Source organism: Streptomyces tsukubensis (assembly GCF_003932715.1).
GTDB classification, from domain to species: Bacteria; Actinomycetota; Actinomycetes; order Streptomycetales; family Streptomycetaceae; genus Streptomyces; species Streptomyces tsukubensis.
In genome coordinates, this window is sequence record NZ_CP020700.1 from 2757959 (window position 1) to 2784525 (window position 26567).

At 72.2% G+C, this 26567-nt stretch carries 22 protein-coding genes and 1 tRNA gene; 3 read left to right on the plus strand and 20 right to left on the minus strand.

Annotated elements, in window-relative coordinates; all coding sequences use genetic code 11:
• Positions 1-147: 147 nt before the first annotated feature.
• The 5 genes from B7R87_RS10545 to B7R87_RS10565 all read right to left on the minus strand — a co-directional run bounded on the left by B7R87_RS10545 (position 148) and on the right by B7R87_RS10565 (position 3920).
• The gene (locus tag B7R87_RS10545; RefSeq protein WP_006349057.1) at positions 148-1323 is read right to left on the minus strand and encodes a serine hydrolase domain-containing protein; all 1176 of its coding nucleotides are present in this window, start codon (positions 1321-1323) and stop codon (positions 148-150) included.
• A 127-nt stretch (positions 1324-1450) separates the two neighbouring features.
• On the minus strand, positions 1451-1960 hold the full coding sequence (locus B7R87_RS10550; protein ID WP_130584640.1) for a hypothetical protein: 510 nt from the start codon (positions 1958-1960) through the stop codon (positions 1451-1453).
• Between the two features lie 67 nt (positions 1961-2027).
• Positions 2028-2204 carry a hypothetical protein gene (locus B7R87_RS10555; protein ID WP_157997775.1) on the minus strand — a complete coding sequence of 59 codons (177 nt, stop codon included), beginning with the start codon at positions 2202-2204 and terminating at the stop codon, positions 2028-2030.
• Positions 2201-2635: a hypothetical protein gene (locus tag B7R87_RS10560; RefSeq protein ID WP_006349055.1), complete on the minus strand. Its 435-nt coding sequence runs from the start codon at positions 2633-2635 to the stop codon at positions 2201-2203. Before B7R87_RS10560 ends, B7R87_RS10555 begins: the two co-directional genes overlap by 4 nt.
• Positions 2636-2690: 55 nt before the next feature.
• Complete coding sequence (locus tag B7R87_RS10565) at positions 2691-3920, minus strand: helix-turn-helix domain-containing protein (RefSeq protein ID WP_006349054.1); 1230 nt, start codon at positions 3918-3920, stop codon at positions 2691-2693.
• Between the two features lie 296 nt (positions 3921-4216).
• Between B7R87_RS10565 and B7R87_RS10570 the strand changes: the two genes are divergently transcribed.
• On the plus strand, positions 4217-4774 hold the full coding sequence (locus tag B7R87_RS10570) for a GNAT family N-acetyltransferase (RefSeq protein ID WP_006349053.1): 558 nt from the start codon (positions 4217-4219) through the stop codon (positions 4772-4774).
• A 12-nt stretch (positions 4775-4786) separates the two neighbouring features.
• On the opposite strand, the gene cutA is transcribed toward B7R87_RS10570, so the two are convergent.
• Together cutA and B7R87_RS10580 are read right to left on the minus strand one after the other, a co-directional pair.
• A complete protein-coding gene (cutA, locus tag B7R87_RS10575) occupies positions 4787-5113 on the minus strand; it encodes a divalent-cation tolerance protein CutA (protein WP_006349052.1) in 327 nt (108 codons plus the stop codon).
• Positions 5114-5160: 47 nt separating this feature from the next.
• A complete protein-coding gene (locus B7R87_RS10580) occupies positions 5161-6684 on the minus strand; it encodes an MFS transporter (protein ID WP_006349051.1) in 1524 nt (507 codons plus the stop codon).
• A gap of 226 nt (positions 6685-6910) precedes the next feature.
• On the opposite strand from B7R87_RS10580, the gene B7R87_RS10585 reads away from it, so the two are divergent.
• Positions 6911-6982 (plus strand) — tRNA-Cys (locus tag B7R87_RS10585).
• A gap of 216 nt (positions 6983-7198) precedes the next feature.
• On the opposite strand, the gene B7R87_RS10590 is transcribed toward B7R87_RS10585, so the two are convergent.
• The 10 genes from B7R87_RS10590 to B7R87_RS10635 all read right to left on the minus strand — a co-directional run bounded on the left by B7R87_RS10590 (position 7199) and on the right by B7R87_RS10635 (position 19738).
• On the minus strand, positions 7199-7774 hold the full coding sequence (locus B7R87_RS10590; RefSeq protein WP_006349050.1) for an AAA family ATPase: 576 nt from the start codon (positions 7772-7774) through the stop codon (positions 7199-7201).
• A gap of 58 nt (positions 7775-7832) precedes the next feature.
• Positions 7833-10166: a xanthine dehydrogenase family protein molybdopterin-binding subunit gene (locus B7R87_RS10595; protein ID WP_006349049.1), complete on the minus strand. Its 2334-nt coding sequence runs from the start codon at positions 10164-10166 to the stop codon at positions 7833-7835.
• Positions 10163-11731, minus strand: a complete 1569-nt coding sequence (locus B7R87_RS10600; RefSeq protein ID WP_130584670.1) for a 2Fe-2S iron-sulfur cluster-binding protein — start codon at positions 11729-11731, stop codon at positions 10163-10165. The genes B7R87_RS10595 and B7R87_RS10600 overlap by 4 nt, the downstream gene beginning before the upstream one ends.
• Before the next feature lie 158 nt (positions 11732-11889).
• Positions 11890-12789 (minus strand): FAD binding domain-containing protein, encoded by a 900-nt coding sequence (locus B7R87_RS10605; RefSeq protein ID WP_006349046.1) that lies wholly within the window; start codon positions 12787-12789, stop codon positions 11890-11892.
• A 404-nt stretch (positions 12790-13193) separates the two neighbouring features.
• Entirely contained in the window at positions 13194-14894 is a 1701-nt protein-coding gene (locus tag B7R87_RS10610; RefSeq protein ID WP_130584641.1) for a beta-N-acetylhexosaminidase, read from the minus strand.
• A gap of 103 nt (positions 14895-14997) precedes the next feature.
• On the minus strand, positions 14998-15825 hold the full coding sequence (locus B7R87_RS10615) for a carbohydrate ABC transporter permease (protein ID WP_040916170.1): 828 nt from the start codon (positions 15823-15825) through the stop codon (positions 14998-15000).
• A 182-nt stretch (positions 15826-16007) separates the two neighbouring features.
• Positions 16008-17003 carry a carbohydrate ABC transporter permease gene (locus B7R87_RS10620; RefSeq protein WP_130584642.1) on the minus strand — a complete coding sequence of 332 codons (996 nt, stop codon included), beginning with the start codon at positions 17001-17003 and terminating at the stop codon, positions 16008-16010.
• A gap of 38 nt (positions 17004-17041) precedes the next feature.
• Complete coding sequence (locus B7R87_RS10625; protein ID WP_006349042.1) at positions 17042-18346, minus strand: extracellular solute-binding protein; 1305 nt, start codon at positions 18344-18346, stop codon at positions 17042-17044.
• A 451-nt stretch (positions 18347-18797) separates the two neighbouring features.
• Positions 18798-19079, minus strand: coding sequence for a DUF3039 domain-containing protein (locus tag B7R87_RS10630; RefSeq protein ID WP_040916167.1), 282 nt, complete (start codon positions 19077-19079; stop codon positions 18798-18800).
• Between the two features lie 98 nt (positions 19080-19177).
• The gene (locus tag B7R87_RS10635; RefSeq protein WP_006349040.1) at positions 19178-19738 is read right to left on the minus strand and encodes a YqgE/AlgH family protein; all 561 of its coding nucleotides are present in this window, start codon (positions 19736-19738) and stop codon (positions 19178-19180) included.
• Positions 19739-19932: 194 nt separating this feature from the next.
• Here B7R87_RS10635 and murA point away from each other — a divergent pair, with 194 nt between their 5' ends.
• Complete coding sequence (gene murA / locus B7R87_RS10640) at positions 19933-21276, plus strand: UDP-N-acetylglucosamine 1-carboxyvinyltransferase (RefSeq protein ID WP_006349039.1); 1344 nt, start codon at positions 19933-19935, stop codon at positions 21274-21276.
• Positions 21277-21593: 317 nt separating this feature from the next.
• Here the strand turns inward: murA and B7R87_RS10645 are convergent, their stop codons facing one another.
• From B7R87_RS10645 to B7R87_RS10655, 3 genes are all read right to left on the minus strand, one after another.
• On the minus strand, positions 21594-21875 hold the full coding sequence (locus B7R87_RS10645; protein WP_004571953.1) for an HU family DNA-binding protein: 282 nt from the start codon (positions 21873-21875) through the stop codon (positions 21594-21596).
• A gap of 343 nt (positions 21876-22218) precedes the next feature.
• The gene (locus B7R87_RS10650) at positions 22219-23652 is read right to left on the minus strand and encodes an NAD-dependent malic enzyme (protein ID WP_006349038.1); all 1434 of its coding nucleotides are present in this window, start codon (positions 23650-23652) and stop codon (positions 22219-22221) included.
• A gap of 500 nt (positions 23653-24152) precedes the next feature.
• Complete coding sequence (locus B7R87_RS10655; RefSeq protein ID WP_040916166.1) at positions 24153-26564, minus strand: HelD family protein; 2412 nt, start codon at positions 26562-26564, stop codon at positions 24153-24155.
• Positions 26565-26567 lie beyond the last annotated feature (3 nt).

Sequence of the window (26567 nt, forward strand, 5' to 3'; positions counted from 1 at the left end):
TGCACCCGGACCGCCCCGGGCCGGACGAGGCCGGTGCGGTGCCGGGTGCGACCTACCTCACACGGGGCCGTACGCGCTCCGACGGAGGTGGCTTCGGCTCCGGCGCCGGTCAGGGCGGCGTCGCGGCCGGGGCAGGCAGGGAACACGTCACCTCCCCCCACCGGTCGGACCGCAGAGAGGTGTCCGCTCCTGGTCGATGATCGCCGCGAGGTCGATCCCGTCGTAGTTGGCGAGAACGACACCGCACCAGTCCAGGTCGCGGTAGAGGGTCCAGTTCGTCGATTCGCCCGCCGCTCCCCCGCCGTGGGTGAAGAGCCGGTGGCCGTTCACCAGGGGGGACGGCGCGCCGTAGGACATGAAGCCCCGAATGCCGGGGATCGGGGCACCGCGTGGGCGCAGGGGCAGCTTCGCGCCCAGGAAGAGTTCGGTCCAGGCGGGGTCGAGCAGTCGGCCGCCGAGGAGTGCGCGGGCGAATCGGATCAGGTCCGGGCCGGTGGAGAAGGCGTTGCCCCCGCCGGTGCCGATGAACATGCGTGCCGCGCCCACTCCCGTGCGGACGGCGTCGATCCGCCGTCCGGACGCGTCGAGCGTGTAGGGATGGGCGATGCGTTCGTCCGTCAGCCACTGCGGCCGGGTGCAGAAGTCGCTGCGCGTCATACCGGCGGGGGCGAAGACATGGCGGCGTACGTAGGTGTGGAGGGGTTCTCCGGAGACCGCTGCGACGATCGCGCCGAGGGTGTCGTATCCGCTGTTGCTGTACCGGTGGGCCGTGCCGGGTGCGGACTCCAGCGGCTGCTTGCGGATGATCTTCAGCAGCTCGGTGGTGACTTCTTCGGCGCTGGTCCAGGTGCCGGCGTGGTCGAGGAACTCGCGGTTGTCGAGCAGGTCACCCATGCCGGAGGTGTGGGTGAGCAGCTGGTGGACGGTGACGGTGCCGGCGATCGCGGGCGGGAATCCGGGGAGATAGGTGCCCAGCGTCCCGTACAGGTCGATCCGGCCCTGCTGGGCGAGCTGGAGCACGGCCAGGGCGGTGAACGGCTTGGAGGCGGAAGCGAGCGCGAAGGCGGTGTCCGTACGGTTCGGCAGCGACCGCTCCTTGTCGGCCATTCCGTAGGCGCGGGAGAGCACCGGGCGTCCGCGGTGGCTCAGCAGCACGGTTCCGGAGAACCGGTCCTCCGCGGCCAGGCGGGCGACGAACCGGTCGTACGCACCGCCTGGAAGCAGTTCCTCCGGTATCCGCCCGGCCGGGGCCCGGCGGTCGTGGGCGGCGGCCGGGCCGGTGCCGCGGCCGGTGAGGGTGCAGAGAGGGGCGGCAACGCCCACGGAGCGGAGGAGGGTTCGCCGGGATGCTGCTGGGGGGTCGGGATGCATGGCGCCGATGGAACAGGGCGGGGTGTTTCCGGGTGGTTTCCGCGCGGGCGCAAGGGCCTCGCGCGGAGGCTCCCGGCTGTCACGGGGTGCGGTGGTCGTCGGCTCCGGGGCCGGTCAGGCGGGCGTCGACGTGGTGGGGGCAGGCGTAGAGCGTGCGGGTACGGCCTCCGGGGGCCACGACGTCCCGTATCGCCACGGGAGCGGCGGTGGGGCGCCCGCAGACGCAGCACGTCTCGCGGCGGGCAGCCGGAGGTCCGGCGAGGAGGACGAGGAGGGGGAGGTCGAGGCCCTGGGGTGCGATGTAGAGGGTGCGGTGGCCGCGGTGCAGAAAGCGGGTCCGGAGCGGGGTCGCGGCCTGCCGGACGAAGAAGCTCCGGGCCTGGGCCTGGGTGGGCCCGGTGAGGGGCCGGTGCCAGGGACTCACGGGGGCGTCGGGGAGGGTCGGGGTCCGCGGGGTGCGGGTGCCGTGACGGGTGGCACGGGCGCCCGGGGCTTGGGCGGCGCGGAGATGGCCGGCGGTGTGGCGGCCCGGCCTCGGGCGCCGGGCGCACGCGAGGCGTGCGGCGAGTCGGGTGACGAGTGCGCGCATGGCTGCGTCGGCTCCTCGGGTGCGGGGGGCCCGGCCCGGGACGGGGACACCGGGCCGGGACCCGGTCTCAAGACCGCCGCCGGGCGGGAGGCGGCGGGGGCGGGGCGGTGTCGCAGTCGGGGTGCGCGTAGAGAGCGGGCCGGGCGCCGGAGGCGGAGAAGCCGTCGAAGACCTCGTTCTCCTCGGTGGCTTCGACGGGCCGCCCGCAGCGAGTGCACCAGTCCATGCGGTAGGGGGTGCTCACGGCGAATCGCCGCCCCTCGTGAGCGACTGGGCCAGGGTCCGGCGCAGTTCGTCGGCGTGTGCGGCGCACGCGTACACAGGGCGGTCCGGGCCGCCGGTGGTGGGAACCGCGGCGACCAGCCGAACGCTCGAACCCCGTCGGCAGACCCGGCACACCAGAGGTGTGTCGCACGGCCGCAGCCCAATGTCCACGGCCTCCGGCGGCACGGGCTGCAGCGATGCACCGTCCTGCGCGGCGGACCACTTCTCGGCACCGTCCGAGGAACAGAGCTGATACGTCTTCCTGCCGTCGCCGGGCAGCGCGATGACGACACCGACGCGTCCGCCCTTGCCGGTGTCCAGGACCAGGTCACCGAGGAGCGGACGGAAGAGTGGCGTTGTGCCCGGGTCCTCGCCGGAAGGGCGAGGCCGGGCATCGCCTCGTCGAGTCATGTACGGGACGTTAGGCAACCGTCACAGGGCGTATATGACTCGGAGGAATACTGCTTTATCCGTCCAGGTGGAACCGGTTCGACATCCGGCGGAGCTTCTCGCGGGTCGTCGTGCGCTCGGCGCAGACCAGGCTGCGGAGCGTCGCGCGGGCCACAGGGTGGTTGCGCACCAGCTGCGGTGCGAGATGCTCCGCGGTCTCCAGTTCCGCGAGGGCCTTGTCCCGGCTACCGTCCCAGAGCCACGCGCGGGCCAGGTCCATGTGGTGGTGGCCGCGCCGGGAGTTGGGGAGGGCGGCGACCAAGGCGGGGTCGGTGGTGCGGTTGGCGGCCAGAGCCGTGGTGTGTTCGCCGAGTTCCAGGGCCACGCTGATCGCGTGGATCTCGACGTTGCCCGCCGAGAAGGTCAGGGAGTGCCGGTCGTACGCCGGGGGGCCGGTGCGGTCGCCCAGTCGGCCGGCCGCGGTACGGGCGTGGTCGATGCGCTCCAGCGCTTCCGCAGGCCTGCCGCCGCGCGCCGCGGAGACCGCCGCCCGCAGATGCAGGGTCCCCCAGGCGCGTACGGCGAGTTCGTCGCCCCGTTCGTACTCCTGCCGGATGCTTCCCAGTGCCCGGTCCGACAGGGCGACGGCGTCGTCCCAGTCGGCGGTGGCCCACATGTCCCACACCCGCATCCAGTCCGCCACCGCGGGCAGGACGGAGTCTCCGGAGAGCCGGGCCGACCACGCCGCCCGTTCGCAGGCCATCGCGATCAGTTCCGGGTGGCCCAGCGCGTGCGCCGCGGTGTGGGCGAACTTGCAGCAGACCGCGTAGATCGCGTACGCCTCCTGCCGTTCCTGTCCGGTGGAGACCTCCGCGAGCGCCCGCGCCTCCCGGAACAGATCGGGGAGGACGCGGAGGATCGCCACGTTCGCCGCCGAGTCCCGCAGCCGGTGGAGCCGTTCCGTCTGCCGCCAGAGTTCGCGGGACGAGCGGGGTGTTCCGTCGAAGACCGGGGTCAGGTCGTAGCTCCGCAGTTCACGCAGGATGGCCGAGGCCGCGATCTGCCACTGGTTCTCCTCCGGCGAGCTGTTGTAGGGCCGTCCGATCAGATCGTTCGGATGGACGTGGAGTTCGGCGGCGACCTCGTTGAGGAGTCCGACCCGGTCGAGTTCGATCAGCCCGCGCTCGACCTTGGACACCCAGCCCTGGGTCCGCCCGAGTGCGGCGGCGAGATCCGCCTGCGGCATCCCCAGGCGCAGCCGCGCCCGCCGCACCCGGCGGCCGATCTCCTCGGGCTCTTCCAGCATGCTCGGGCTCCATCCGCTCGGACGCTTTCCAGCACCGTACTCAGCGGGAGGGACGGGCGTCATACGGACGGAGGGAGAGCAGACGGAATCCGAACGGCTCCGGGCCGGGCGGGGCAGGCGCGAAAGTACCGGGTCCTCGCGCCATGTCCCGGTGATAGGGCTCGCCATGGCCCGTACAGGAGAAGATGGACGGGCCGTCCGCCGGGGCAGCGGAGTATCCGGCCGGTCCCCGGCCCCGGCCCCGTCGGCAGGCACAGCAGTGTGCATGATCCGCCGACCGAAGGGCCTGATCCGGTATGACCCCGCTACCCGGGACCGTCACCGTCACCCGCCTCGACGGCCCCGCCACCGCACGGGCCGAAGAAGCCTTCCGGACCGTCTACGCGGAGGTGTTCGCGGAGCCCCCGCACCACGAGACCGACGACGACGTCGCACACGCGTTCCGGCGCTTCGCGGCGCAGACCCGCAGGGCCGGGTTCCGCGGCGCCCTGGCCCGGGACGGGGCGGGGAATCCCGTGGGGATCGCGTACGGGCATCCGCTGCCGCCCGAGACCCCGTGGTGGGGGAACCTCCTCGAACCCGTCGACGCCGAGCTGCGGCGCGAGGACGGGCAGCGCACCTTCGGGCTGATGGAGCTGGCGGTGCGCGGGGCCTGGCGCAGGCGCGGGATCGCCCGCAGGCTGCACGACGCCGTCATCGCCGGTGTCGACTGCGAGCGGGTGCTGCTCAATGTGCACTCCGGCAACACGGCCGCCGCGGCCGCCTACCGCTCCTGGGGGTACGGCAGAGTCGGCGCGGCCGACCCCGGGGAGGGTGCGGACCTCCATGACCTCATGCTGCTGCCCCTGCGCTGAGCCCGGGACACGTCAGGCGTCCGCGCTCTCCTCCGCCACCCACCGCAGATACGCCTCCGAGCCCCCGTCCACCGGCAGCACGATCCACTCCGGCACCTCGTACGGGTGCTCCGACGCCACCCACTCCGCCAGCGCGGGCAGCCGGTCGCGGGCCGTCTTGTACGTGATCCGCCACTCCCTCTCCACCTGGACGGCACCCTGCCAGCGGTAGACCGCCTTGACCGGCGGGTCGACATGGGCGCAGGCCGCGAGGCGGGCCTCCACCGCGCCCAGCGCCAGTGCCTCCGCCCTGCCCTCGTCGTCGATGGTCGTCTGCGCGATCACGATGTCCGTCGGCACGTCCGCTCCCTGTCTCGGTACGGGGGCCCGACCCTATCGGGGGCCGTTCACACCGCTTCGGCCACCGGCGGCTTCAGGCGCGTCGTCACCCATGCGCCCAGGATCGCCACCAGCGCCATCGGAATGAAGACCACCGCGAACGCCGCCGGGTGGGAGCCGCCCGAGGACGAGGCCGCCGTGGCCGCGTGGTGGCCCACCGCGCCGCCGCCCAGGGCCGCGAACGCCGCGCCGCCCGCCGCCAGCAGCATGATGTTGGAGAGGCCGTCGGAGATCTGGAGCGCCGCCGAGTTGGCCCCGGCCTCCTCGGGCGCGGAGAGCTTCAGCAGCATCACGCTCGTCGATGCGATCACCATGCCCATGCCGAAGCAGCCGAGCGCCCAGGTGATCGCCAGCGTCCAGACCGGGACGGCGTCGATGAGTACGGTCGGGGCCGCGGCGATCGCCAGACCGCACAGCACCATGCCCGTGGCCATCAGCTTCTCGCGGTACGGCTCCATCCGCGGGCGCGACTGGAGGAACGAACCCGCCGCCCAGGTCAGCCCGCCCGCCGCCAGGGAGAAGCCCGCCATCGTCGGGGAGAGGCCGCGCTGGGTCACCAGCATCAGCGGAATGAACGACTCCGCGGCGATGAACGAACCGGCCGCCACACCCCGCAGCAGCACCACCGACGGCAGTCCGCGCGCCGCCCGGTACGTGCCCTTCGGCAGCAGCCCCAGGACCGCGGGCACCAGCAGCGCCGCACCGGCCGCGGCCGGGATCAGCGACAGCCAGACCAGGTCCTGGGCCGAGTACTGGAGCAGTCCCGCGCCGATGGAGATGGCCAGCGCCAGCCGGATCCGGTGGCGGTCGAAGGGCGCCCGCGGCGCCGACGGGTCGGCCGGGCCCGCTGTCATCCGCCGGATCGCGGGCAGTGCCAGCGCCAGCGGGAAGACCACGAGCGCCGGAATGCCGAGGAACACCCAGCGCCAGCCGAGCTGCTCCGTCACCGTCCCCGAGGCCAGCGGGCCCACGATCGACGGAATGATCCAGCTCGCCGCGAACGCCGCCAGGATCTTCGGCCGCAGATGCTCCGGGTACGCCCGCCCGATGACCACGTACAGCGCGACGATCACCAGACCGCCGCCCAGCCCCTGCACCGCCCGGCCCAGGATGAACAGCCACATCGCCGTCGCCGTCCCCGACAGCACCAGGCCGACGGCGAAGGCCGCGATACCGGTGGCCAGCGGGCGCAGCGGACCGTCCCGGTCCGCCCACTGCCCGGCCACCACCATGCCCAGCAGGCTGGTCGTGAAGTACGACGAGAACGCGAACGCGTACACCTCGACGCCGTTCAGCTCCCGTGCCGCGACCGGCATCGCCGTGCCCACGGCCGTCGCCTCGAAGGCGATCAGCAGCACCACCGCGATGATCCCGATGCTGAGCGCCCGGTACGTACGGCTGAGCACCCCGTCCTCCGGCCGAAGGGCGTCCGGTCCGGTGTCCACGGCGAGGGGACGCTCCTGGGAGGCGGATATGACGGGTCCTGCGGGCTGCTGGGTGACCTCCGGGCCACGGGGTTCGAGGGCGCTCATCAGCCCAGGGTAAGTGGCATAGCCAACGATGGAACCTGTCGCGGGGCGGGGATCGTCTTCATCCCTTCGACCTAGTCCCGGAGCGGGGTCTGTGAACGGAGCATGGCGGTCGTGTTGCGGGGCACCCGATTCCCTTGGTCCACAACGCGGGTGGGGCCTACGGTCGTGACCAGAGGGAAGGCCCGGCCGGGTGGAGCACAGGGGAAACCCGGCGGGAGAAACTCACGACCGTGTACCCGAGAGGTTCAGGGACTCGTCTGCAAAACGAGTTACGCCGGTTCGATTCCGGTCACGGTCTCGGTCCGTCCCGCCTTCGGGCGGGCGACCCATGGCAGCGCCCATGGCAACAGGGAACGGGTCCGGCCGTCCCCCTCCGGCGGAAGGGGGGCGGCCGGACTTGCGCTGTCCGGAGGCCGTCGCGCTCTGCCGCGGCCGGTGCACTCAAGACGCTTACGACCGCTGCGCCGGTGGTACGCCGCCTTCCGCCCGGCGCCCCGCAGGCGCCCCGTACCCCTTACTCCACCCTCGCCTCCCCGGCCCGCGCCATCACCGCGTCCACCGTCTCCGCCGGTGTCAGCCCGGCCGAGTCCAGCCAGAGCCCGATCCTCGGCGTCTCCGCCCTCAGCAGCGCGTCCATGCCCTCCGGGGTCCAGCCCAGTCCGTAACCGGTCTTCGGGCGCTGCTCCTCCCGGGCCGCGACCGCCGATGCGTCCGGGGCGAGGACGACCACGTACAGCGGGCGGGTGCGGACCAGGGAGACGAACGCGGGAAGCTCCTCCCCGATCACGATGTCCTGGACGATCGCCGTCCAGCCCGCCTCCGCGTACAGATCGGCGGTGTGCGCGGCGATCCGGTGGCGGAGCCTGAGCTGTTCCAGCACCTCCGCCCGGCCGGCCTCGTCCGCGCCCATGTCCGCCCGGCCGGACACCAGCATCCGGCGGAACGCGTCGCCGCGGACGTGCGCGGAACGGGGCAGCCGCTCGGCCAGGGCCTGGGCGACGGTGGACTTCCCGGCGGCCATGATGCCGGTGACGAGAACGACGGAGGCAGGCGCGGCAGGGGCGAAAGGGGCGTGGTGGTGATCGGTCATGGGGCGACGCTATGCACGGGCCCCGGGCTTTCTCCACGCATTTCCACCGGCGCCGGAGTTACGTGTGGGCCACCGCCGCCTGCGGGCGGATCGGGAGGCGGTTGACCGGGCGGCCCGTCGCCGCGCGGACCGCCGCCGCCACCGCCGCCGGGGACGTGACCACCGGCACCGCGCTCACGGGCTTCGCGCCGAAGGAGGCGACGACGTCCCGCTCCTCCACCAGCTTCACGATCCGGATGTCCGGCGCGTCGAGCGCCGTCGGCAGCGGATAGCCGGTCAGATCGGGGCGGCGGACGACGCCGCGGTTGGTGCGGAGGTTCTCCGTCAGGGCCGTACCGACCCCGAGGGTGACGCCCGCTTCGATCCGGACCGCGAGCTGCGCCGGGTTGAGGATCCGGCCGACGTCCTGGGCGACCGCCATCTCCACCACCCGGACCGCGCCCAGCTCGATGTCGACGTCGACGACCGCGCGCACCGCGCAGAACGCCAGACCGACGAAGGCATCGCCCTGACCGGCCTCGTCGAGCGGTTCGGTCGGATGCGGGCGGCACTGCGCGGTCGCCCACAGCTCCTTGCCCTCCAGGGCCTCCGCGACGGTGACCGAGAGCACCCCGTCGTACGAGGTGATCTTGCCGTCGGCGATCTGGAGCAGCTCCGTGGACATGCCGAACTGGTGCGCCAGTGGCTGGAGGAGCTGCGTACGGACCATCTTCGCGGCGCGCTCGACCGCACCGCCCGAAACCCAGGTGTGGCGTCCGTGGCAGGAGGCGCCCGCCGGGGGCTGGTCGGTGTCGACGGAGGCGATGTGGACCTCGTCGACGCCGAGGGTCTCCTGGACGATCTGGCGGGCGAGCGTACTGAATCCGGATCCGGTCTCGACGGCCGCGCAGATGACCGTGGCCGTGCCGTCCTGGACCTTGACCGTGGCCGTGGACACCTCGTCGGTGCCCTCCGCGCCCAGCATATGGACCATGCCGAGGGCATAGCCGACGCCCCGGCGGACGGCGGCGGGCTCGCCCGCGCCCTCGGGTCCGCCGGGCAGCAGCCAGTCGTCCTCGGGCGAGTCCTTCGGCAGCGCGGGGAGGGGATGGTCGCGTACGGCTTCCAGCAGTTCGGCGACGGGCGCCGGGCAGGTGACCGTCTGGCCGGTGGGCAGGATGTCGCCGGTGGCCAGGACGTTGCGGAGCCGGATGTCGGTGGGGTCCATGCCGAGCTTGTTCGCCAGCTTGTCCATCTGCGCCTCGTAGGCGGCGCAGACCTGCATGGCGCCCTCGCCGCGGACATGGCCCGACGGGGGGTTGTTGGTGCGGACGGCCCAGCCCTCGATGAAGGCGTGCGGGACGACGTAGGGGCCGCAGGCGAAGGCGACGGCCGCGGCCAGCGACTCCGACGAGGAGTCGGCGTAGGCGCCCGCGTCCAGCAGGAGCTGGGCCTCCACCTTCACCAGCCGGCCCTCGGCGTCGGCGTGGTGGCGGTAGCGGAGCAGGGTGGGGTGGCGGTGGGCGTGCCCGAGGAAGGACTCCTCGCGGGTGGCGGTCAGCTTCACCGGGCAGCCGGTGCGCAGCGCCAGCAGGCCCAGCGGAAGCTGGAAGCCGGGGTCCTCGCGGTCGCCGGTGGCGCCGGGCACCCCGGTGACGACGATCTTCACCCGGTCCGGTTCGAGGCCGAAGCAGGAGGCGGCCAGATCCCGGTCGGTGTGCGGGTCGGTGGAGGCGACGTACAGCTCGACGCCGCCGTCGGGGCGGGGGACGGCGAGTCCGGCCTCGGCCCCGATCGGCGCGGGGTCCTGGCGGCCGATGCGGTAGAGGCCCTCGACGACGACCTCGCCGGTGACATCGGGGTCGCCGTAGCGGAGCGGGATGTGCCGGATCAGATTGCCGTCGGGGTGGAGCGGCTGTGCCTCGAAGGCGAGTTCGGGGTCGGTGACGGGCTCCAGGAGCTCGTACTCGACGGCGATGGCGGCGGCGGCCAGCCGGGCGGTGTCCGGGTGGTCGGCGGCGACGGCGGCGATCGCCTCGCCGTGGTGGCGGACCAGTTCGGCGGCGAAGACCGGGCGGTCGGCGATCCGGCGGCCGTAGGCGCTGTCACCCGGGATATCGCGGTGGGTGATGACGGCCCGGACGCCCTTCATCCGCTCCGCGGCCGAGGTGTCGACGGAGGTGATGCGGGCGTGCGGATGCGGCGAGCGCAGGATCGCGGCCCACAGCAGGCCTTCGGCCCAGAGGTCGGAGGCGTACGGGAAGGTGCCCCCGGTCTTGGCGCGGGCGTCGGCCGGGGGCAGCGAGGTGCCGAGGCCGTGGGGCGGCGGCCCGGGGACCGGTTCGGAGCCGGGTCCGGAGACCGCTGCCGTCCGGAGCGTCGCGGTGGTGGTCGCCGTGGCGTCGGTGGTCACGCCATGCCTCCGTCATGGGGGTGGGGCTGCACACTACCCGCGCCGGGCGGCGCCTGGTGCGGAATGCGGGCTTCCGGGCCGGGGGCCTCCGCCGGGGATCCGGCGCCCTCCTCCGCCGCCGCGGCGCTCGCCTCGCGCTCGGCGACGACCTGGTGCACGGCGTCCAGCACCCCGCGGTAGCCGGAGCAGCGGCAGAGGTTGCCGCAGAGCGCCTGACGGGTCTCCAGGTCGGTGGGGCGGTGGTTGCCCTCCAGCAGATCGTGGACGGTCATCGCCATGCCGGGGATGCAGAAGCCGCACTGGACGGCCCGCTGCTCGGCCAGGGCCCGCTGGACGTCGGAGGGTTCGCCGTCGGCGGCCAGTCCCTCGACCGTACGGACCTCGGTTCCGGCGGCGGTCGCGGCGGGCACCAGGCAGGAGGCCACGAGCCGGCCGTCGACCTGGACGTTGCAGGCTCCGCACTCGCCCTGGGAGCAGCCGTCCTTGGCACCCGCGAGGCCGAGGCGCTCGCGGAGCACGTACAGCAGGGACTCGCCGATCCAGGCGTCGGTGACGGGCCGGTCGGTGCCGTTGACACGCAGGACGTACGAGGTGGGCGGGTGCTCCTCGAAGTCGGCGACGACCGGTTCGAGTGAGGTTTCGGGTTCGGGTTCGGGCGCGGGCGCCGCGGACTCGGGTTCCGGCTCCGGTTCCGGTTCGAGTTCCGGGTGGGGGTCGGCCGTGGCCTCCGGCTCGGCTTCCGGCTCCGGTTCGGGCTCGGTCTCGGCGGCGGGGGCTTCGGCTTCCGGCTCGGGTGCGGGCTCCGGCTCGGGGGCCTCGGCGGCCGGTGGATGGGCCGGGTGTCCGGCCGGCTGCTCGACGGCGGGCGCGGCAGTCTGCGGTACGGCGGGCTGCCCGGCGGGGTCCGCAGTCTCCACCGGCGGGGCGTAACCGGCCGGACCGCCGTGCTCGACCGCTTCCGGTGCCTCCGGGTGCGTGACCGTCCCGGCGTGCAGGTGCGGCTCCGGCGCCCACGGCGCGGACGCGCCGCCCGGCAGGGTCGCGGGCGCCCCCGAGGCCCAGGACGCCTCCGTGGCGCCCGGGAGGGTGTCCTGGGGGGCCGCGGGCACGTCGTGGGCCTCCGGGGCAGGCGCGTGCCACTGCTGCCCCTGGAGCATGGCGGTGGTGTACTCGCCGGTCTCCTCGGGGAGATCGCCGCGGGCGACCGGGATGGTCCACTGCCCGGTGACATCGGTCGCGGGCCCGGCGCCCTGCTGGTCCGTGACGTCCGGGAAGACCCACTGGCCGGTGGCGTGCGGATCGTGCGGGCGGTGCGGCGCGTCCGCGTAGGGCGCGGCGGGCTCGGGCCAGCCGCCGTGCGGCTGCCCCGGGGCGTGCCCGTGGCCGTGGTCCTCGGGCAGCCGGGCCTCCGGCGGCACCTGGGGATCGGCGACGGGCGTCAGCGGCAGAATCATCGGCGGTACGTAGCCGTGGCCCGGCGCCTCCAGCGGCGCGGCGTGCAGCGCTTCCTCCGGGGGCAGTTGGACGAACGCGGTGGCCTCGTGGTCGAACGCGCCCTGGGGCATGGGCTGCCAGCCGCCGTGCCCCGGCTGCTGCGGGTACTGCGGATGGCGCCCTTGATGCTGATGCCCGTGCTGGTGCTCCCCTGGGTGCTCACCGCCCTGCACACGGTGGTCGTCAGCCGGATTGCCGTCGGTGCCGTTGATGTTGTCGTTGGAGCCGTTCACGACAGCGCCCTCCCCAGTGCACGCCGGGCCAGCGCGGCGACCGTGCGCCGCAGATGCAGTACCGCGGGCGACAGCACCTGCTGTTCCTCGCCCGCGGCGGCCGGTTCCGGATCCGGGATGCAGGCGGCGGCGACGTACTCGCCGAAGGCCGCCAGCGCCTCGGCCGCGAGCCCGCGCTCGCCGTCCCAGTCGATCAGCGACGCGATCCAGCGCTCGGCCTCCAGCGGGCGCAGCGGCATCGGCGCGATGGCGCCGACGGCGCAGCGCACCCCGCGCCGCTGCGGGTCGAGGACGACCGCGACCGAGGCGGTCGCCCGGCCGGGACCGGTGCGTCCGGTGGCCTTCAGGAAGACCTGGGGCGCATGGAGCAGCGGGACCCGGACGAAGCCGATGAGTTCGGCGGGTCCGAGCAGATCGCGGCCCGTCAGCAGATGGGCGACGGGGATCTCCCGGCGGATGCCGCCGGGGCCCGCGATGATCAGCTCGGCCTCCAGGGCGGCGAGCACGGGCAGGGTGTCCCCGGTGGGCGCTGCGGAGGCGATATTGCCGCCGAGCGTGCCCGCGTTGCGGATCTGCGGCGGTCCGGCCGCGCGCGCGGACGCGGCGAGCGCGGGGATCAGCGCGGCGAAGTCGGGCCGCCCCATGCGCGCGTGGGTGAGTCCGGCGCCGAGGAGGGCGTGTCCGCCGTCCTGGTAGCGCCAGCTCCGGAGCTCGCTGATCCGGCCGAGGCCGACGAGCCCCGCGGGCCGCAACTGCCCCCGGTTGACCGCGGCCATGAGGTCGGTGCCGCCCGCGACCGGTACGGCCGCAGGCATGGCCGCCAGCGCAGCCACGGCTTCGTCGAGCGAACCCGGCAGCGTCACCGACTGCGATGTCCGCGGTGCGTGCGTGGTCACCTAGCTGCCCCTTCCCGGTGTACCGGCGTCCCGCCTGTGTTGCCGTACCGTACGTGCTCACAGCCCGGACGTGGCAACTCTGGCACATCTTCCGGACCGACCGGCGGGAGGGTCCACGAAGGACCCGTCCACGACAGATGCCACCTTTACTACCCCGATGCACCCCTTTCACCCGCGCCATCCGGCATCCCCCGCAGAGCCCGAAATGGCATGGCACGCCCGGGAGTACCCGAAACACTCGGTCCCGGTGGAGAACTCCCGCTTCCGCCCACCGCGGCGGGCACTCCCCGGCGGGGGAGGCGGAGCGGCCGGACCGTCGGGGCATGCCGAAGGGGCCGGACACCGGGACACAGCCCGGCACCCGGCCCCGTCGCACACCGGGATGCGGCCCCGGCAGCGACGTGTCACACGTTCGGCGGGGCCCCTTCGATCGGGCGGCCCTTGATGCCCGGGCGCTTCTGCCAGGGCAGCGGACCGGCGGGGCGCCGGTAGTCGACGCCGAGCGCCTCAAGACGCGGATAGTGCGCGCCCATCCGGCCCTCGAATCCGGCCCAGTCCCGGTCCGCCGGGGCGCCCAGCGGCGACCAGGCGACCTCGGCGAAGGCCGCGAGCCGCGGGAAGACCTGGTAGTCGATGCGGGAACGGTCCTGCATGACCTCGGTCCAGACGTTCGCCTGGGTGCCCAGGACCCGGGCCGCCGCCTCCGGTTCCAGGCTCGGCGGAACGGGTTCGAAGCGGTAGACGTCCTCCAGGGTGCGGACGAAGCCGATCGGCATCGGCTCGTCCGGCCCGCCGTGCTGGCGGTGGTCCAGATAGACCTGCTGCTCGGGGCACATCACCACGTCATGGCCCGCCCGCGCGGCCTCGATACCGCCGCCGTAGCCGCGCCAGGAGGAGACCGCGGCGCCCGGTGCGAGCCCGCCCTCCAGGATCTCGTCCCAGCCGATGAGCCGGCGGCCGCGCTCGGCCAGCCAGGTGTCGAAGTGGCGGATGAACCACGACTGGAGGCCGTCCTCGTCGCCGACGCCCAGCTCCGCGATCCGGGCCTGTGCCGCCGGGGACGCCTTCCACTGGTCCTTGGGGCATTCGTCGCCGCCCATGTGGACGAAGGGCGAGACCTCGGCCGGGAAGAGGTCCAGGACCTCCTCCAGCACGCCCTCGTAGAACCGCAGGACGTTCTCCGTGGGGGCCAGCACGTTCGGGCTGACGCCCCAGTCGCCCCACGGCTCCAGCTTCGCGGTGTCGACGACATCCGTGTTGCCGAGCTCCGGATAGGCGGCGATCGCGGCCTGGGAGTGCCCGGGGAGGTCGATCTCGGGCACGACCCGGATATGCCGCTCGGCGGCGTACGCGACGATCTCCCGGATGTCGTCCTGGGTGTAGTAACCGCCGTACGGCTTCTCGTCCCACAGCTCCGAGGCGCGGTGGCCCCACTTCGTCCGCGGCCGCCAGGCGCCGACCTCGGTGAGCCGGGGGTGGCGCTTGATCTCGATGCGCCAGCCCTGGTCGTCGGTGAGGTGGAAGTGGAAGACGTTCAGCTTGTGCGCGGCGATCAGGTCGAGCATCCGCAGGACGTCGCTCTTGGCGGTGAAGTGCCGGGACACGTCCAGCATCAGCCCGCGCCAGCCGAACCGCGGCTCGTCCTCGACGGTCTGCGCGGGGATCGCGGGGATCGCCGATCCGGCGCCGGGCGCGGCCCGGAAGGCGCCGGGGCCGAGGAGCTGGCGCAGGGTCTGGGCGCCCCAGAACACTCCGGCGCCGCTGCCGCCGCGGATCTCCACCCCCGTACCGGCGGTGACGGTCAGGCGGTACGCCTCGGGCGCCAGCTCCGCGTCGACGACGAGCGTCACCGTGTTGGGCGCCCCGGCCGGGCCGGGCGGCAGCGGCAGTCCGAGGGCGCCGCCGACGGTGCCCCGCAGCCAGCGCTCCGTGGTCTCCGTGCCCGGGCCCGCGGCGAGCGCGGTGGCGCTGTCGGGGGTGAACGCCCCGCCGTCCGGCACCGCGGTGACGGACACCGGGGCGGGGATCAGCCCGGCGGCCCCCACGGGGCCCGCCGAGCCTGCCGTACGCTCCCCGGCTCCCGCCGTCGCTGCTGTGTCGCTCATACCGTCTTCAGCCTTCCTCTCGGGTCGTCTCAGTTCGTCTCAGGTCGTCTCGGGCCGTCCGGCGGCGCCGGGTCCTCCCGTACCGCCGGTCCTCCGGTACCGCTCAGTCCTTGACCGCGCCGCCCAGTCCGGAGACCAGCCGCCGCTGTACGAGTACGAAGAAGATCAGCACCGGGATCGTCATCACGGTCGACCCGGCCATGATTCCGCCCCAGTCGTTCTCGTCCGGTTTGAAGAAGACGAGCAGCGCCATCGGCAGCGTCGACTGGGAAGTGTCGCTGATGATGAACGACTTCGCGAAGAGGAAGTCGTTCCAGGTGGAGATGAACGAGAACACGCTGGTGGCCACGAGACCGGGGAACACCAGCGGGAACAGGATCTGCCACAGGAAGCGGGTACGGCTGGCGCCGTCGATGTAGGCGGCTTCCTCCAGCGCCTCGGGGACCGCCTTGACGAATCCCCGGAGCATCCAGATCGCGAACGGCAGGGAGAACGCGATATGCGGCAGGATCAGCGACCAGAGGGTGTTGAGCTGCCCCAGATCGCGCATCAGGAAGAACATCGGAATGGTCAGCGCTTCGATCGGGACCATCTGCGCGACCAGGAACATGATGAGCAGCGTCGTACGGAACTTGAAGCGGAAGCGGGTGACCGCCGTCGCCGCCAGGAACGCGATCAGCGCGGACGCCAGGACGACCGCTCCGGCCACCATCAGGCTGTTGAGGAAATACCGCCCGAATTCCTGCTGCTCGAAGACCCGGCGGAAAGAGTCCAGGGACGGATTGAATGTCCAGGGCTTGGCGTCGGTGGATTGGATCTCGCCCGCCGGCTTGAACGCCGACAGCACCATCCAGTAGAGCGGAAAGGCCACCACGACCGCGATGAGAACGGCCGAGATCTCGGCGGCGAGCCGCCAGGGGCGGCGGATCAGCGGCCCCCTGCGGCGGGCCGCAAAGCCGCCTGCCGCCTTCCCTGCTGCTTTCCCGGCTGCTTTCCCGGCAGCTGTCCCGGCTGCTTTCCCGGTCGGGTTCCCGGCCGGCTCTTCGGACACCGTTGCGGAGACCGCGCCGGGGGAATCGTCCGGCTCGTTCGCGGGAGCGTTCACGGTGCTGCTCACAGTTCTTCTCCCTGGCGTCGCATGAGCCGCAGATAGACGAGCGTGACGGCCAGCAGAATCAGCAGCATCACCACGCCGATGGCCGAGCCCAGGCTGTACTGCGAGGAGGCGAAGGCCTTCTGGTACGCGTACACATTGAGGACGAGATTCTGTCCGGCGATTCCGCCGCCGGAGGTCATCACATAGATCTGGGTGAAGACCTTGAAGTCCCAGATGATCGACTGGATGGTGACGACCACCAGAATGGGCCGGAGCATCGGCGCGATGATCGAACGCCAGATCCGCCACTGGGAGGCGCCGTCCAGCGAAGCCGCCTCCAGCACCTCCGAGGGGATCGCCTTGATGCCCGCGTACACGGTCACCATGACGAACGGGAACGAGCACCAGACGACCTCGAACAGGACGAGGGCGAACGCGCTGTACCGGTCGTACGTCCACGAGTGGTCGCCGAGCCCCAGCAGCCGGTTCACCGGGCCGTAGTCCGGGTCGAAGAGGAAGACCCAGACCGTGGAGCCGGTGATCGCGGGGGTCGCCCAGGCGCCCAGCGCGGCCATCATCAGCAGCAGCCGGGGCAGCGCCCGGATCCTGGTGAGCAGGACGGCCAGGGCGCAGCCGACGGCCAGGGTGGCGATCACACAGGCGGCGGCGAAGACCACCGTCGCCAGCAGGACGTCCCAGAACTGCGGGTCGGAGAAGAGCTCCTGGTAGTTGCCCAGCCCCTTGAAGGTGGTGGGTTCACCGCCGCTGACCTGGGCCTGGGTGTATTCGAGGAAGGAAATCAGGCCGAGCTGGTAGATCGGGTAGACCAGCAGTCCGGCGAGGACGACGAGCGCGGGCGCAAGATACAGCCAAGGCGTCCACCCGCTGCCGCGCCGCCCCGCGCCGCCCCGCCGCTTACCGCCCCGGCCGGGCCGGCGCCCGTCGGGGGCGCCGGCCGCAGCCGGGGCGGCGGTCTTCACCGCGCCCGGCTCCGCTGTCGCTTCGTGCGTCATATCGGTGTGCTCTCCGGTTCCGTCGGGGTCCGGTCCGGTCAGCCCGCGGCCGAGAACGCGGCGTCCATCTTCTTGGCGGCGTCGTCCGCGGCCGTTGCGACGTTCTTCTTGCCGCTGACGATCTCCTGGAACATCGTGGGCAGGACCGTGGAGGCGTCGATCTGGCCCCAGGCCGAGGAGGCCGGGACGAACTTGGCCCCGGAGGAGAGCGTGTCGACGAACGGCTTGACGAAGGGCTCCTTGGCGGCGACCTCGTTGCGGACGTCCGTGTAGGTGGGCAGGAAGCCCATGGCGTCGAACAGCTTGCGCTGGACGTTCTTGTCCGCGAAGGACTTCATCAGGTCGACCGCGAGGGTGCGGTGGGAGCTGCTCTTGAGGACACCGATGTTGTTGCCGCCCGCGAAGGCGGGGGCGATCTCGCCGGACTTGACGCCGGGCAGCGGGACGACCGCGTACTTGCCCTTGACGGCGCCGGCCTCGACGGCCGCGTGGCTGAAGTCGCCGCCGATGGCCATGCCGGCGGTGCCGGAGGCGAAGGCGGTGACGGTGGCGTTGCCGCCCATCGTCGCGCACTTGGCGGCGGGACAGTTGTCGTCGCCGAAGAGGGACGTGTACGCCGTGATGCCCTTCTGGGCCTCGGCGCTGTTGATCGCGGCCTGGTACTTCCCGCCGCTCTCGGTGGCTATCTCACCGCCGTTGGACCAGATGAACGGCATCGCGCCGTAGAGGTAGGTGCCGCCGACCGCGAGACCGTACATCTGCGGCTTGGCCTTGCGGATCTGCTTGGCCGTGGCGATCAGCTCCGCCTGGCTGGCCGGCGGCTTGAGGCCCAGCTCCTTGAAGACGTCGGTGCGGTAGTACAGCGCGCGGACGCCGACGAAGAAGGGGGCGCCGTAGACCTTGCCGCCGACCGTGACGGACTGCTTGGCCGTCGGGTCGGTGTCCTTGGCGTCGGCCCACTCGCCGAACTCCTTGGTCACATCGGCGAGCCCGCCGTCCTTGACGTAACCGGCGGTGTCCGTGTTGCCGTACTCGATCACGTCGGGCGCGCTCTTCGGGTCGTTGAAGGCGGCCTTGATGCGCTGCGCACGGGTCTCGACCGGGATGTACTCGACCTCGACCTTGGTGTCCTTGTGCTTCTTGGTGAAGCCGGCGATCGCCTCGTCCACGACCTTCTTCTTGGGGTCGTTGTTGACCTCCTGGAACAGCCAGACCCGCAGCGTGCCGGACTTCTCGTCCTTCGACGAGCTGTTGTCGGAGGTCTGGGGGGCGCAGGCGGTGGCGGTGAGGCCGGCGAGGACGAAAGCGGTGACCGGTACGGCGATGCGGGAGCGGAGCTTCATTGGCGGTCCCTCGGAGAGAGTGCGAAGCGCGTTGCGACATATGCAACGCGTGTTTCGTGCTGCACAACACCGGTGAACATAGAACGGCTCAAACGCATCGACAAGTGGTCTCAACCACTCTGTGACCGGGCGAAGCATCCTGTGCAACGAGCGACAAAAAGCCCGGAAGACAGCAAAAACGGCCCTGGGGGCACGCGACTCGCGTGCCCCCAGGGCCGTGAAGAAGGATTACCGCTGCGGCGGAACCATGTCCGGGCGGGCCGAAATCACCCCGGCACCGCTCCGATCATGGCCGGATTCCGACCATCCCGACCGGACCCTGCGCCCGTACCGACGGGACGGCTCCCGGCGCCGGACCGTACGCACCGTTCCTCGACCGGACCGACCGGACCGACCGGACCGATCGGCAAGCGGACGGGATCCACGAGAGACGGGATCCGCGGGGAAAGGCCTACTTCTTGTCCTTGCCGCCCTTGTCGCCGCCGGGCCCCATGGAGTCGTAGATCTCCTTGCAGAGGGGACAGACCGGGTACTTCTTGGGGTCGCGCCCCGGCACCCAGACCTTTCCGCACAGCGCCACCACGGGAGTGCCGTCGAGGGCACTCGCCATGATCTTGTCCTTCTGGACGTAGTGGGCGAAGCGCTCGTGATCACCGTCGCCGTGGGACAACTTCGGCGTCGGCTCTACGAGGGTTCCCGTCCCTGTCCCCTGCCCGGGCTCAAGAGTGCTCATGAACTCCAAGGGTACCCGGGTCCCGGGCAGGGGAAGCGCCATCCCCGAAGGCCCGTACAGCACCCGGATCACGGTACGGCCGGACCCCGGCCGTACCGTCAGTTGAGGGAGGGATCGTCCGGATACGTCGCGAACATCGCCAGCTCGCTGCGCTGCCGTCGCAGCACCGCCCGCCACAGCTGCTCCGGCCGCGGCGACGACACATCGCCCGGTTCGGACTCCACCACGTACCAGGCGCCCTCCTCCAGCTCGGTCTCCAACTGGCCGGGGCCCCAGCCCGCGTACCCGGCGAAGATCCGCAGCGAGCCGAGCGCCGCGCCGACCAGCTCCGGCGGCGCCTCCAGATCGACCAGCCCGATCGCGCCGTACACCCGGCGCCAGCCGAGCGGCCCCTCCTCGCCGGGGATGACGGCGATCCCGAGCGCGGAGTCGAGGGAGACCGGACCGCCCTGGAACACCACCCCGGGCTCCCCGGCGAGGTCCTCCCACGGCCGGAGGATGTCGCCGACGCCGACGGGCGTGGGCCGGTTGAGGACCACGCCGAGGGAGCCCTCCTCGTCGTGGTCGAGCAGCAGGACGACCGCGCGGTCGAAGTTCGGGTCCGCGAGGGCGGGGGTGGCGACGAGCAGTCGCCCGGTGAGCGAGGACACCTCGGTCATGCGGGCAATGATCCCGCATCGGTGCCCGCCGCGGGACCCGGCCCCGGCGGTGACGCTCCGCGAGAAGGCACTGACCGAGGGTGCTGTACCCGAATCATGACCTGTCCGGCCCTCCCCGCCCTGACCGCGCACGGGCACGGGCCCCTTACCCTTTTCTCTGGCCCCCTGCCCGACCACTCCGGAACGCGAGATTCATGACCGGCACAGACGATGTACTGCTTGTCCACGGCGGAACCCCGCTGGAGGGCGAGATCCGCGTCCGCGGCGCCAAGAACCTGGTGCCGAAGGCGATGGTCGCCGCTCTTCTCGGCAGTGAACCGAGCAGACTGCGCAATGTGCCCGACATCCGCGACGTGCGGGTGGTGCGGGGGCTGCTCCAGCTGCACGGGGTGACCGTCCGCCCCGGCGACGAGCCCGGTGAACTGATCCTCGACCCGACGCATGTGGAGTCGGCCAACGTCGCGGACATCGACGCCCACGCGGGTTCGTCCCGGATCCCGATCCTCTTCTGCGGACCGCTGCTGCACCGGCTGGGCCACGCCTTCATCCCCGGTCTCGGCGGCTGCGACATCGGCGGCCGGCCGATCGACTTCCACTTCGACGTGCTCCGCCAGTTCGGCGCGAAGATCGAGAAGCGGGACGACGGCCAGTATCTGGAGGCCCCGCAGCGGCTGCGCGGCTGCAAGATCCGGCTGCCGTACCCCTCGGTCGGCTCCACCGAGCAGGTGCTGCTGACCGCGGTACTCGCCGAGGGCGTCACCGAGCTGTCCAACGCGGCGGTCGAGCCCGAGATCGAAGACCTGATCTGCGTTCTGCAGAAAATGGGCGCCATCATCTCGATGGACACCGACCGCACGATCCGGATCACCGGTGTGGACCGGCTCTCCGGCTACACCCACCGGGCGCTGTCGGACCGGCTGGAGGCCGCGTCCTGGGCGTCCGCGGCGCTGGCCACCGAGGGCAACATCTATGTCCGCGGCGCGCAGCAGCGGTCGATGATGACGTTCCTCAACACCTACCGCAAGGTGGGCGGCGCGTTCGAGATCGACGACGAGGGCATCCGGTTCTGGCATCCGGGCGGCTCCCTCAACGCGATCCACCTGGAGACGGACGTCCACCCCGGTTTCCAGACCGACTGGCAGCAGCCGCTGGTGGTGGCCCTCACCCAGGCGTCCGGGCTCTCCATCGTCCACGAGACGGTCTACGAGTCCCGGCTGGGCTTCACCTCCGCGCTCAACCAGATGGGCGCCCATATCCAGCTGTACCGCGAGTGCCTCGGCGGCTCCGACTGCCGGTTCGGCCAGCGCAACTTCCTGCACTCGGCCGTCGTTTCCGGCCCCACCAAGCTCCAGGGCGCGGATCTGGTCATCCCGGACCTGCGGGGCGGCTTCTCGTACCTGATCGCCGCGCTGGCGGCCCAGGGCACGTCGCGGGTGCACGGTATCGACCTGATCAACCGGGGCTACGAGAACTTCATGGCCAAGCTGGGCGATCTGGGCGCGAAGGTGGAACTGCCCAAGGCGGGTTCGCTTCTGTAATCCCGTCGGACGGTCCGCGGCCGGGGCGCTCCTCCTGTGGGGGGGGCGTCCCGGCCCTTTTTGTACGGGTGCCTCCCGGGCGTCTCCGTACGGCCGCGGGCGGCGCGCCGGACCGGTACGAGAGGGGCCGGTACGCGAGAGGCCGGTACACGAGGAGGCGGCCGGACTGCTCCGTACGGGCGTACGGCCTGCGGCCACGGACGGCGAGGCAACGGGCACGGCCAACACGCATACCCGTCCGCGCGGGTACGCGAAAGGGCGGTCACCAGGCCCTGGTGACCGCCCTCGACGCCGTTCGGGCCGTTCGGCCGGAAGGGTTACTTGCCCTTGGCGGCTTCCTTCAGCTTCGAGCCCGCCGAGACCTTCACGCTGTAGCCCGCGGGGATCTGGATCGGGTCGCCCGTCTGCGGGTTGCGCGCGGTGCGAGCGGCACGGTGGGTGCGCTCGAAGGTCAGGAAGCCGGGGATGGTGACCTTCTCGTCGCCCTTGGCGACGACCTCACCGACGGTCTCGGCGAGGGCGGCCAGCACGGCGTCGGCGTCCTTGCGGGTCACCTCGGCGCGGTCGGCCAGCGCGGCCACCAGCTCACTGCGGTTCATGTTCTTACTCCCGTGTTTCTTTTGCCTGTGAGGCGTGAGATCGAAGCCGATGCTGCCAGGGCCCTCTGACAGTCCACCGGTCAGGGGGTCCGTCAGCGGGCCCCGCCCTGTCCGGTGGAATCTCCCCAGGGACGCGGGTCCTCGGAGCAGCATCCTGCCTCCACCAATGGCGGGAACGCCAATCCGGCACCCTCCTGGATCACACGAAAAGCGCCACCGGCCCGCCGTGGTGACGTTGCGTCGACACGGCGGGGACGCAACGCAGCCGCGCGGGCCCATGCTTCCGGCCACCCTAGATCGGGGGCAGGCGCGCCGCACCCCGCGACGCGCCGAAGACCCGAGGTCAGACGGGGGTGGCAGCCGTCACATCGGCGGCCGCGGCCTTGGCCGCGGTCCGCACGGCACCGGCGACGGCACCCGCGACCTTGTCGTTGAAGACCGAAGGAATGATGTAGTTCGGGTTCAGCTCGTCCTCGGTGACGACGTCCGCGAGGGCGGCGGCGGCGGCGAGCATCATCTCGGTGTTGACGGTCCGGGACTGGGCGTCCAGCAGACCGCGGAAGACGCCCGGGAAGACCAGCACGTTGTTGATCTGGTTGGGGAAGTCGGAGCGGCCGGTGGCCACGACGGCGGCGGTACGGCGGGCGACCGCGGGGTCGACCTCCGGGTCCGGGTTCGCGAGCGCGAACACGATGGCGTCGTCGGCCATCGCGGAGACGTCCTCGGCGCCGAGCAGATTGGGCGCGGAGACGCCGATGAAGACGTCGGCGCCGACCACGGCCTCCTTGAGGGTGCCGGTGGCGCCCTCGGGGTTGGTGTTGTCGGCGATCCAGCGGAGGGCGGAGCCCGGCGCGGCGTCGACCAGATCGTGGCGGCCCGCGTGGACCACGCCGTGGATGTCGGCGACGACGGCGTGCTTGACCCCGGCGGCGATCAGCAGCTTGAGGATGGCCGTACCGGCGGCGCCGGCCCCGGACATGACGACCCGTACGTCCGAGACGGCCTTGCCGACCACGCGCAGCGCGTTCGTCAGCGCGGCGAGGACCACGATGGCGGTGCCGTGCTGGTCGTCGTGGAAGACGGGGATGTCGAGGGCCTCGCGCAGCCGGGCTTCGATCTCGAAGCAGCGGGGGGCGGAGATGTCCTCCAGGTTGATCCCGGCGAATCCGGGCGCGATCGCCTTGACGATCGCCACGATCTCGTCGGTGTCCTGGGTGTCGAGGCAGAGCGGCCAGGCGTCGATCCCGGCGAACCGCTTGAAGAGGGCGGCCTTGCCCTCCATGACCGGCAGGGCGGCCTTGGGGCCGATATTGCCGAGGCCGAGCACGGCGGAGCCGTCGGTGACCACGGCGACCGAGTTCCGCTTGATGGTGAGGCGGCGGGCGTCCTCGGGGTTCTCGGCGATGGCCATGCAGACCCGGGCGACGCCGGGCGTGTAGATCATCGAGAGGTCGTCGCGGTTGCGGATCGGGTGCTTCGACTGCATTTCGATCTTGCCGCCGAGGTGCATCAGGAAGGTCCGGTCGGACACCTTCCCGAGGACGACGCCCTCGATGGACCGCAGGCCCTCGACGATTTCGTCGGCGTGGGCGGTGGAGGTGGCCGCGATCGTCACGTCGATCCGCAGCTTCTCGTGCCCGGAGGCGGTGACATCGAGGCCGGTGACGGATCCACCGGAGGATTCCACCGCCGTGGTGAGCTGGGAGACCGCGGTTCCGCTCGCGGGCACCTCCAGCCGGACCGTCATCGAGTACGAGACGCTTGGCGCCGTTGCCATGGCCGGATTCCTCTGCTTTCCCTAGCTCTGTCGCTCCACCGCCGAGGTCGCGTACGGGACGCTGGCCTCGGCGGCGCACTCCGATGGTCGCACCTACCTGCCAGTAGCAGGTAATAGTGGTCGTATTGTTTCTGGAAACACACTTCCGCCATACGGGATTCCCGAGGGGGTACGGGGGTCCCCGCCCGCTTTCCTGACCCGCTCCGGAGCCCGGGCGGGCTCGCGGCGGGCCCGGAAACGCGATCAGGCCCGCGCCCCGGAGGGACGCGGACCTGATCCGGTGAACTAGCAGCACCGACCCGCCATGCTCGCCTCGCGGCAAGTGGTCGCTCGAAGCGACGAAGGTTGGGCCCGGGGGCTTGGATCGAGCCGGTGCCAACCCCAAGGCTAACAAACGGATCGCGGTTCGCAGCCGGGTCGCCCCGACCGATCCGCCGACCGGGGCAACCCCCGCATCCGATGCCCGTCTCCCGCGCGGGGTTCGCCCGGGACGGCGGGCATCAGTCGCGCAGCAGCTCCGGAACGCCCGCAGCGTCCGGGGCGTCGGCGTCCGTCGTCACCACCGTCAGCTCCCGGGTCGCCCGGGTCAGCGCCACGTACAGCACCCGCAGCCCCACCTCGCTGCCGCCCGCGATCTCCGCGGGCGCCACCACGATCGACGCGTCGTACTCCAGGCCCTTCGCCTCCAGGGACCCCAGCGCGACCACCCGGTCCCCCAGCCCGGCCAGCCAGCCGGCCGCCTCCTCGCGGCGGTCCATGGCGACGACCACGCCGACGGTCCCGTCGACCCGGGCCAGCAGCCGCCCGGCCTCCGCCCGTACCACCGCACCCAACTCCCCGGCGCCCGGCGAACCGTCCGCATGGGCGAACCGCGGCTCCACTCCCGTGGACCGCACCGCCGACGGGGACTGCGCCCCCGGCATGGCCCTGGCCAGCGCCTTCGCCGCCAGCTGGGCGATCTCCGCCGGGTTGCGGTAGTTCACGGTCAGCTCGAACCGCCGCCGCGGGCGGGTGCCGAGCGCCTCGTCCCTGGCCGCCGCCGCATCGTCCGGCTCCGGCCACGACGACTGCGCGGGATCGCCCACGACGGTCCAGGTGGCGTGCCGTCCCCGGCGGCCGATCATGCGCCACTGCATGGGCGTCACGTCCTGCGCCTCGTCGACGATGACATGGGCGTATTCGGTACGTTCCGCCGCCAGCCGCTCGGCCCGCTCCCGCTGGGTCTCCTCGCGCCGCGGCATCAGCTCCTCCAGGCCCGTGAGCTGGTCCAGCGGGTCGTACTCCCGCTTCTTCCGCGGCCGGGCCGGAGTGCCGAGCAGGGTGTGCAGCTCGTCGAGGAGCGCGACGTCGTGCACCGACAGCGGGCCGCTGCCGTCCGCGCCCACGCGCTTCAGGGAGCGGGCGACCCGGCGCACCTCGCCCGGGTTCAGCACCCGGCGCGCCCAGCGTCCGAGCCGCCGCTCGTCGGCCATCGCGGCGAGCACCACGCGCGGCGTCAGCTCCGGCCACCACGCGTCGAGGAAGGCGGCGAAGGAGTCCTCGCCGCTCACGTCCTCGTCGAAGGAGGAGCGCAGCTCGGCCGCCAGCTCGGGGTCGGAGTGCCGTCCAACCGAACCCGAACGGGCGTACAGCGCGTCCAGGAGCAGTCTGCGGGCCCTGGGCCGCAGCAGATTGACCGGGGCCGTACCGCTGAGGACGGTTCCGCGGATCCGCTTCAGCTCCGCCGCGTCCAGCTCAAGACGCCGGCCGAAGGCGACGACCCGCAGCAGATCGGTCCGTACCGCGGCCGGGGTCTCGTTCTCACCGTCACCGTCACCGTCGTCGTCACCGAAGGAGAGCTGCCCCTGTCCCTGCGCCTTCCCCCGTCCGGCGGCGGACGGCAGTTCCAGGGCGCCCCGGGCGGCCTTGCGGAGCACGGCGGCCATCCGGGACGAGCCCTTGACCCGGGCCACCGCCGGATCGTCGTAGACCGTCGCCTCGGCGCCGTCGACCAGACTGCCCACGGCGCGGATCGCGACCTGCCCCTCCTCTCCGAGGGACGGCAGCACGCCCTCCGTGTAGGCGACGAGCAGCGGTGTCGGGGAGACGATCAGGATGCCGCCCGCGTACCGCCGCCGGTCCTGGTAGAGCAGATAGGCGGCCCGGTGCAGGGCGACCGCCGTCTTCCCGGTGCCAGGACCGCCCTCCACATAGGTGATCGACGCGGCGGGCGCCCGGACCACCAGGTCCTGCTCCGCCTGGATGGACGAGACGATGTCCCGCATCGTGTGGCCGCGGGCCCGCCCCAGAGCGGCCATCAGCGCGCCGTCACCGACCGCGGCCAGCTCCCGGCCGTCGAGGCTCGCGGTCAGCTCCGGGCGCATCAGATCGTCCTCGACGCCGAGGACCCGGCGGCCCTTGGAGCGGATCACCCGGCGGCGCACCACCCGGCCCGGGTCGACGGGGGTCGCCCGGTAGAAGGGCGCGGCGGCCGGCGCCCGCCAGTCGATGACCAGCGGCGCGTACTCCTCGTCGAGGACGCCCATCCGGCCGATGTGCAGCGTTTCGCCGATATCGGCGGTGTTGTCGGGGCGTACGGCGTCGTCCGCGGGCTCCACCGAGGTGTAGGCGCCGTCGGGTCCGCGTTTGCCGTCCTTGCCGTACAGCAGGTCGATGCGGCCGAAGAGGAAGTCCTCGTACTCGGCGTGCAGACGGTTGAGATGGACCCCGGCCCGGAAGACCTGGGCATCGCGCTCGGCGAGCGCGCCGGGAGTGCCGACCTGGCCGAGCCGGGCGGCGTCGTGCATCAGGAACTCCGCCTCGTGGATCTTCTCCTCCAGGCGTACGTACACCCGGTCGAGGTGTTCCTGTTCGACGGCGATCTCCCGGTCGCGGACGGAGTCACCGGCCGTTCCCTGGTCCGTACCGGTGATTCC

Coding starts and splice junctions, on each gene's coding strand:
- B7R87_RS10560 (WP_006349055.1), bottom strand. CDS start 2,635: ATGACTCGACGAGGCGATGCCCGGCCTCGCCCTTCCGGCGAGGACCCG.
- B7R87_RS10635 (WP_006349040.1), bottom strand. CDS start 19,738: ATGACCGAGGTGTCCTCGCTCACCGGGCGACTGCTCGTCGCCACCCCC.
- B7R87_RS10625 (WP_006349042.1), bottom strand. CDS start 18,346: ATGAAGCTCCGCTCCCGCATCGCCGTACCGGTCACCGCTTTCGTCCTC.
- B7R87_RS10550 (WP_130584640.1), bottom strand. CDS start 1,960: ATGCGCGCACTCGTCACCCGACTCGCCGCACGCCTCGCGTGCGCCCGG.
- B7R87_RS10650 (WP_006349038.1), bottom strand. CDS start 23,652: ATGGCAACGGCGCCAAGCGTCTCGTACTCGATGACGGTCCGGCTGGAG.
- murA (WP_006349039.1), top strand. CDS start 19,933: ATGACCGGCACAGACGATGTACTGCTTGTCCACGGCGGAACCCCGCTG.
- B7R87_RS10590 (WP_006349050.1), bottom strand. CDS start 7,774: ATGACCGATCACCACCACGCCCCTTTCGCCCCTGCCGCGCCTGCCTCC.
- B7R87_RS10570 (WP_006349053.1), top strand. CDS start 4,217: ATGACCCCGCTACCCGGGACCGTCACCGTCACCCGCCTCGACGGCCCC.
- B7R87_RS10645 (WP_004571953.1), bottom strand. CDS start 21,875: ATGAACCGCAGTGAGCTGGTGGCCGCGCTGGCCGACCGCGCCGAGGTG.
- B7R87_RS10580 (WP_006349051.1), bottom strand. CDS start 6,684: ATGAGCGCCCTCGAACCCCGTGGCCCGGAGGTCACCCAGCAGCCCGCA.
- B7R87_RS10620 (WP_130584642.1), bottom strand. CDS start 17,003: ATGACGCACGAAGCGACAGCGGAGCCGGGCGCGGTGAAGACCGCCGCC.
- B7R87_RS10610 (WP_130584641.1), bottom strand. CDS start 14,894: ATGAGCGACACAGCAGCGACGGCGGGAGCCGGGGAGCGTACGGCAGGC.
- B7R87_RS10565 (WP_006349054.1), bottom strand. CDS start 3,920: ATGCTGGAAGAGCCCGAGGAGATCGGCCGCCGGGTGCGGCGGGCGCGG.
- B7R87_RS10630 (WP_040916167.1), bottom strand. CDS start 19,079: ATGAGCACTCTTGAGCCCGGGCAGGGGACAGGGACGGGAACCCTCGTA.
- B7R87_RS10600 (WP_130584670.1), bottom strand. CDS start 11,731: ATGCCCCAGGGCGCGTTCGACCACGAGGCCACCGCGTTCGTCCAACTG.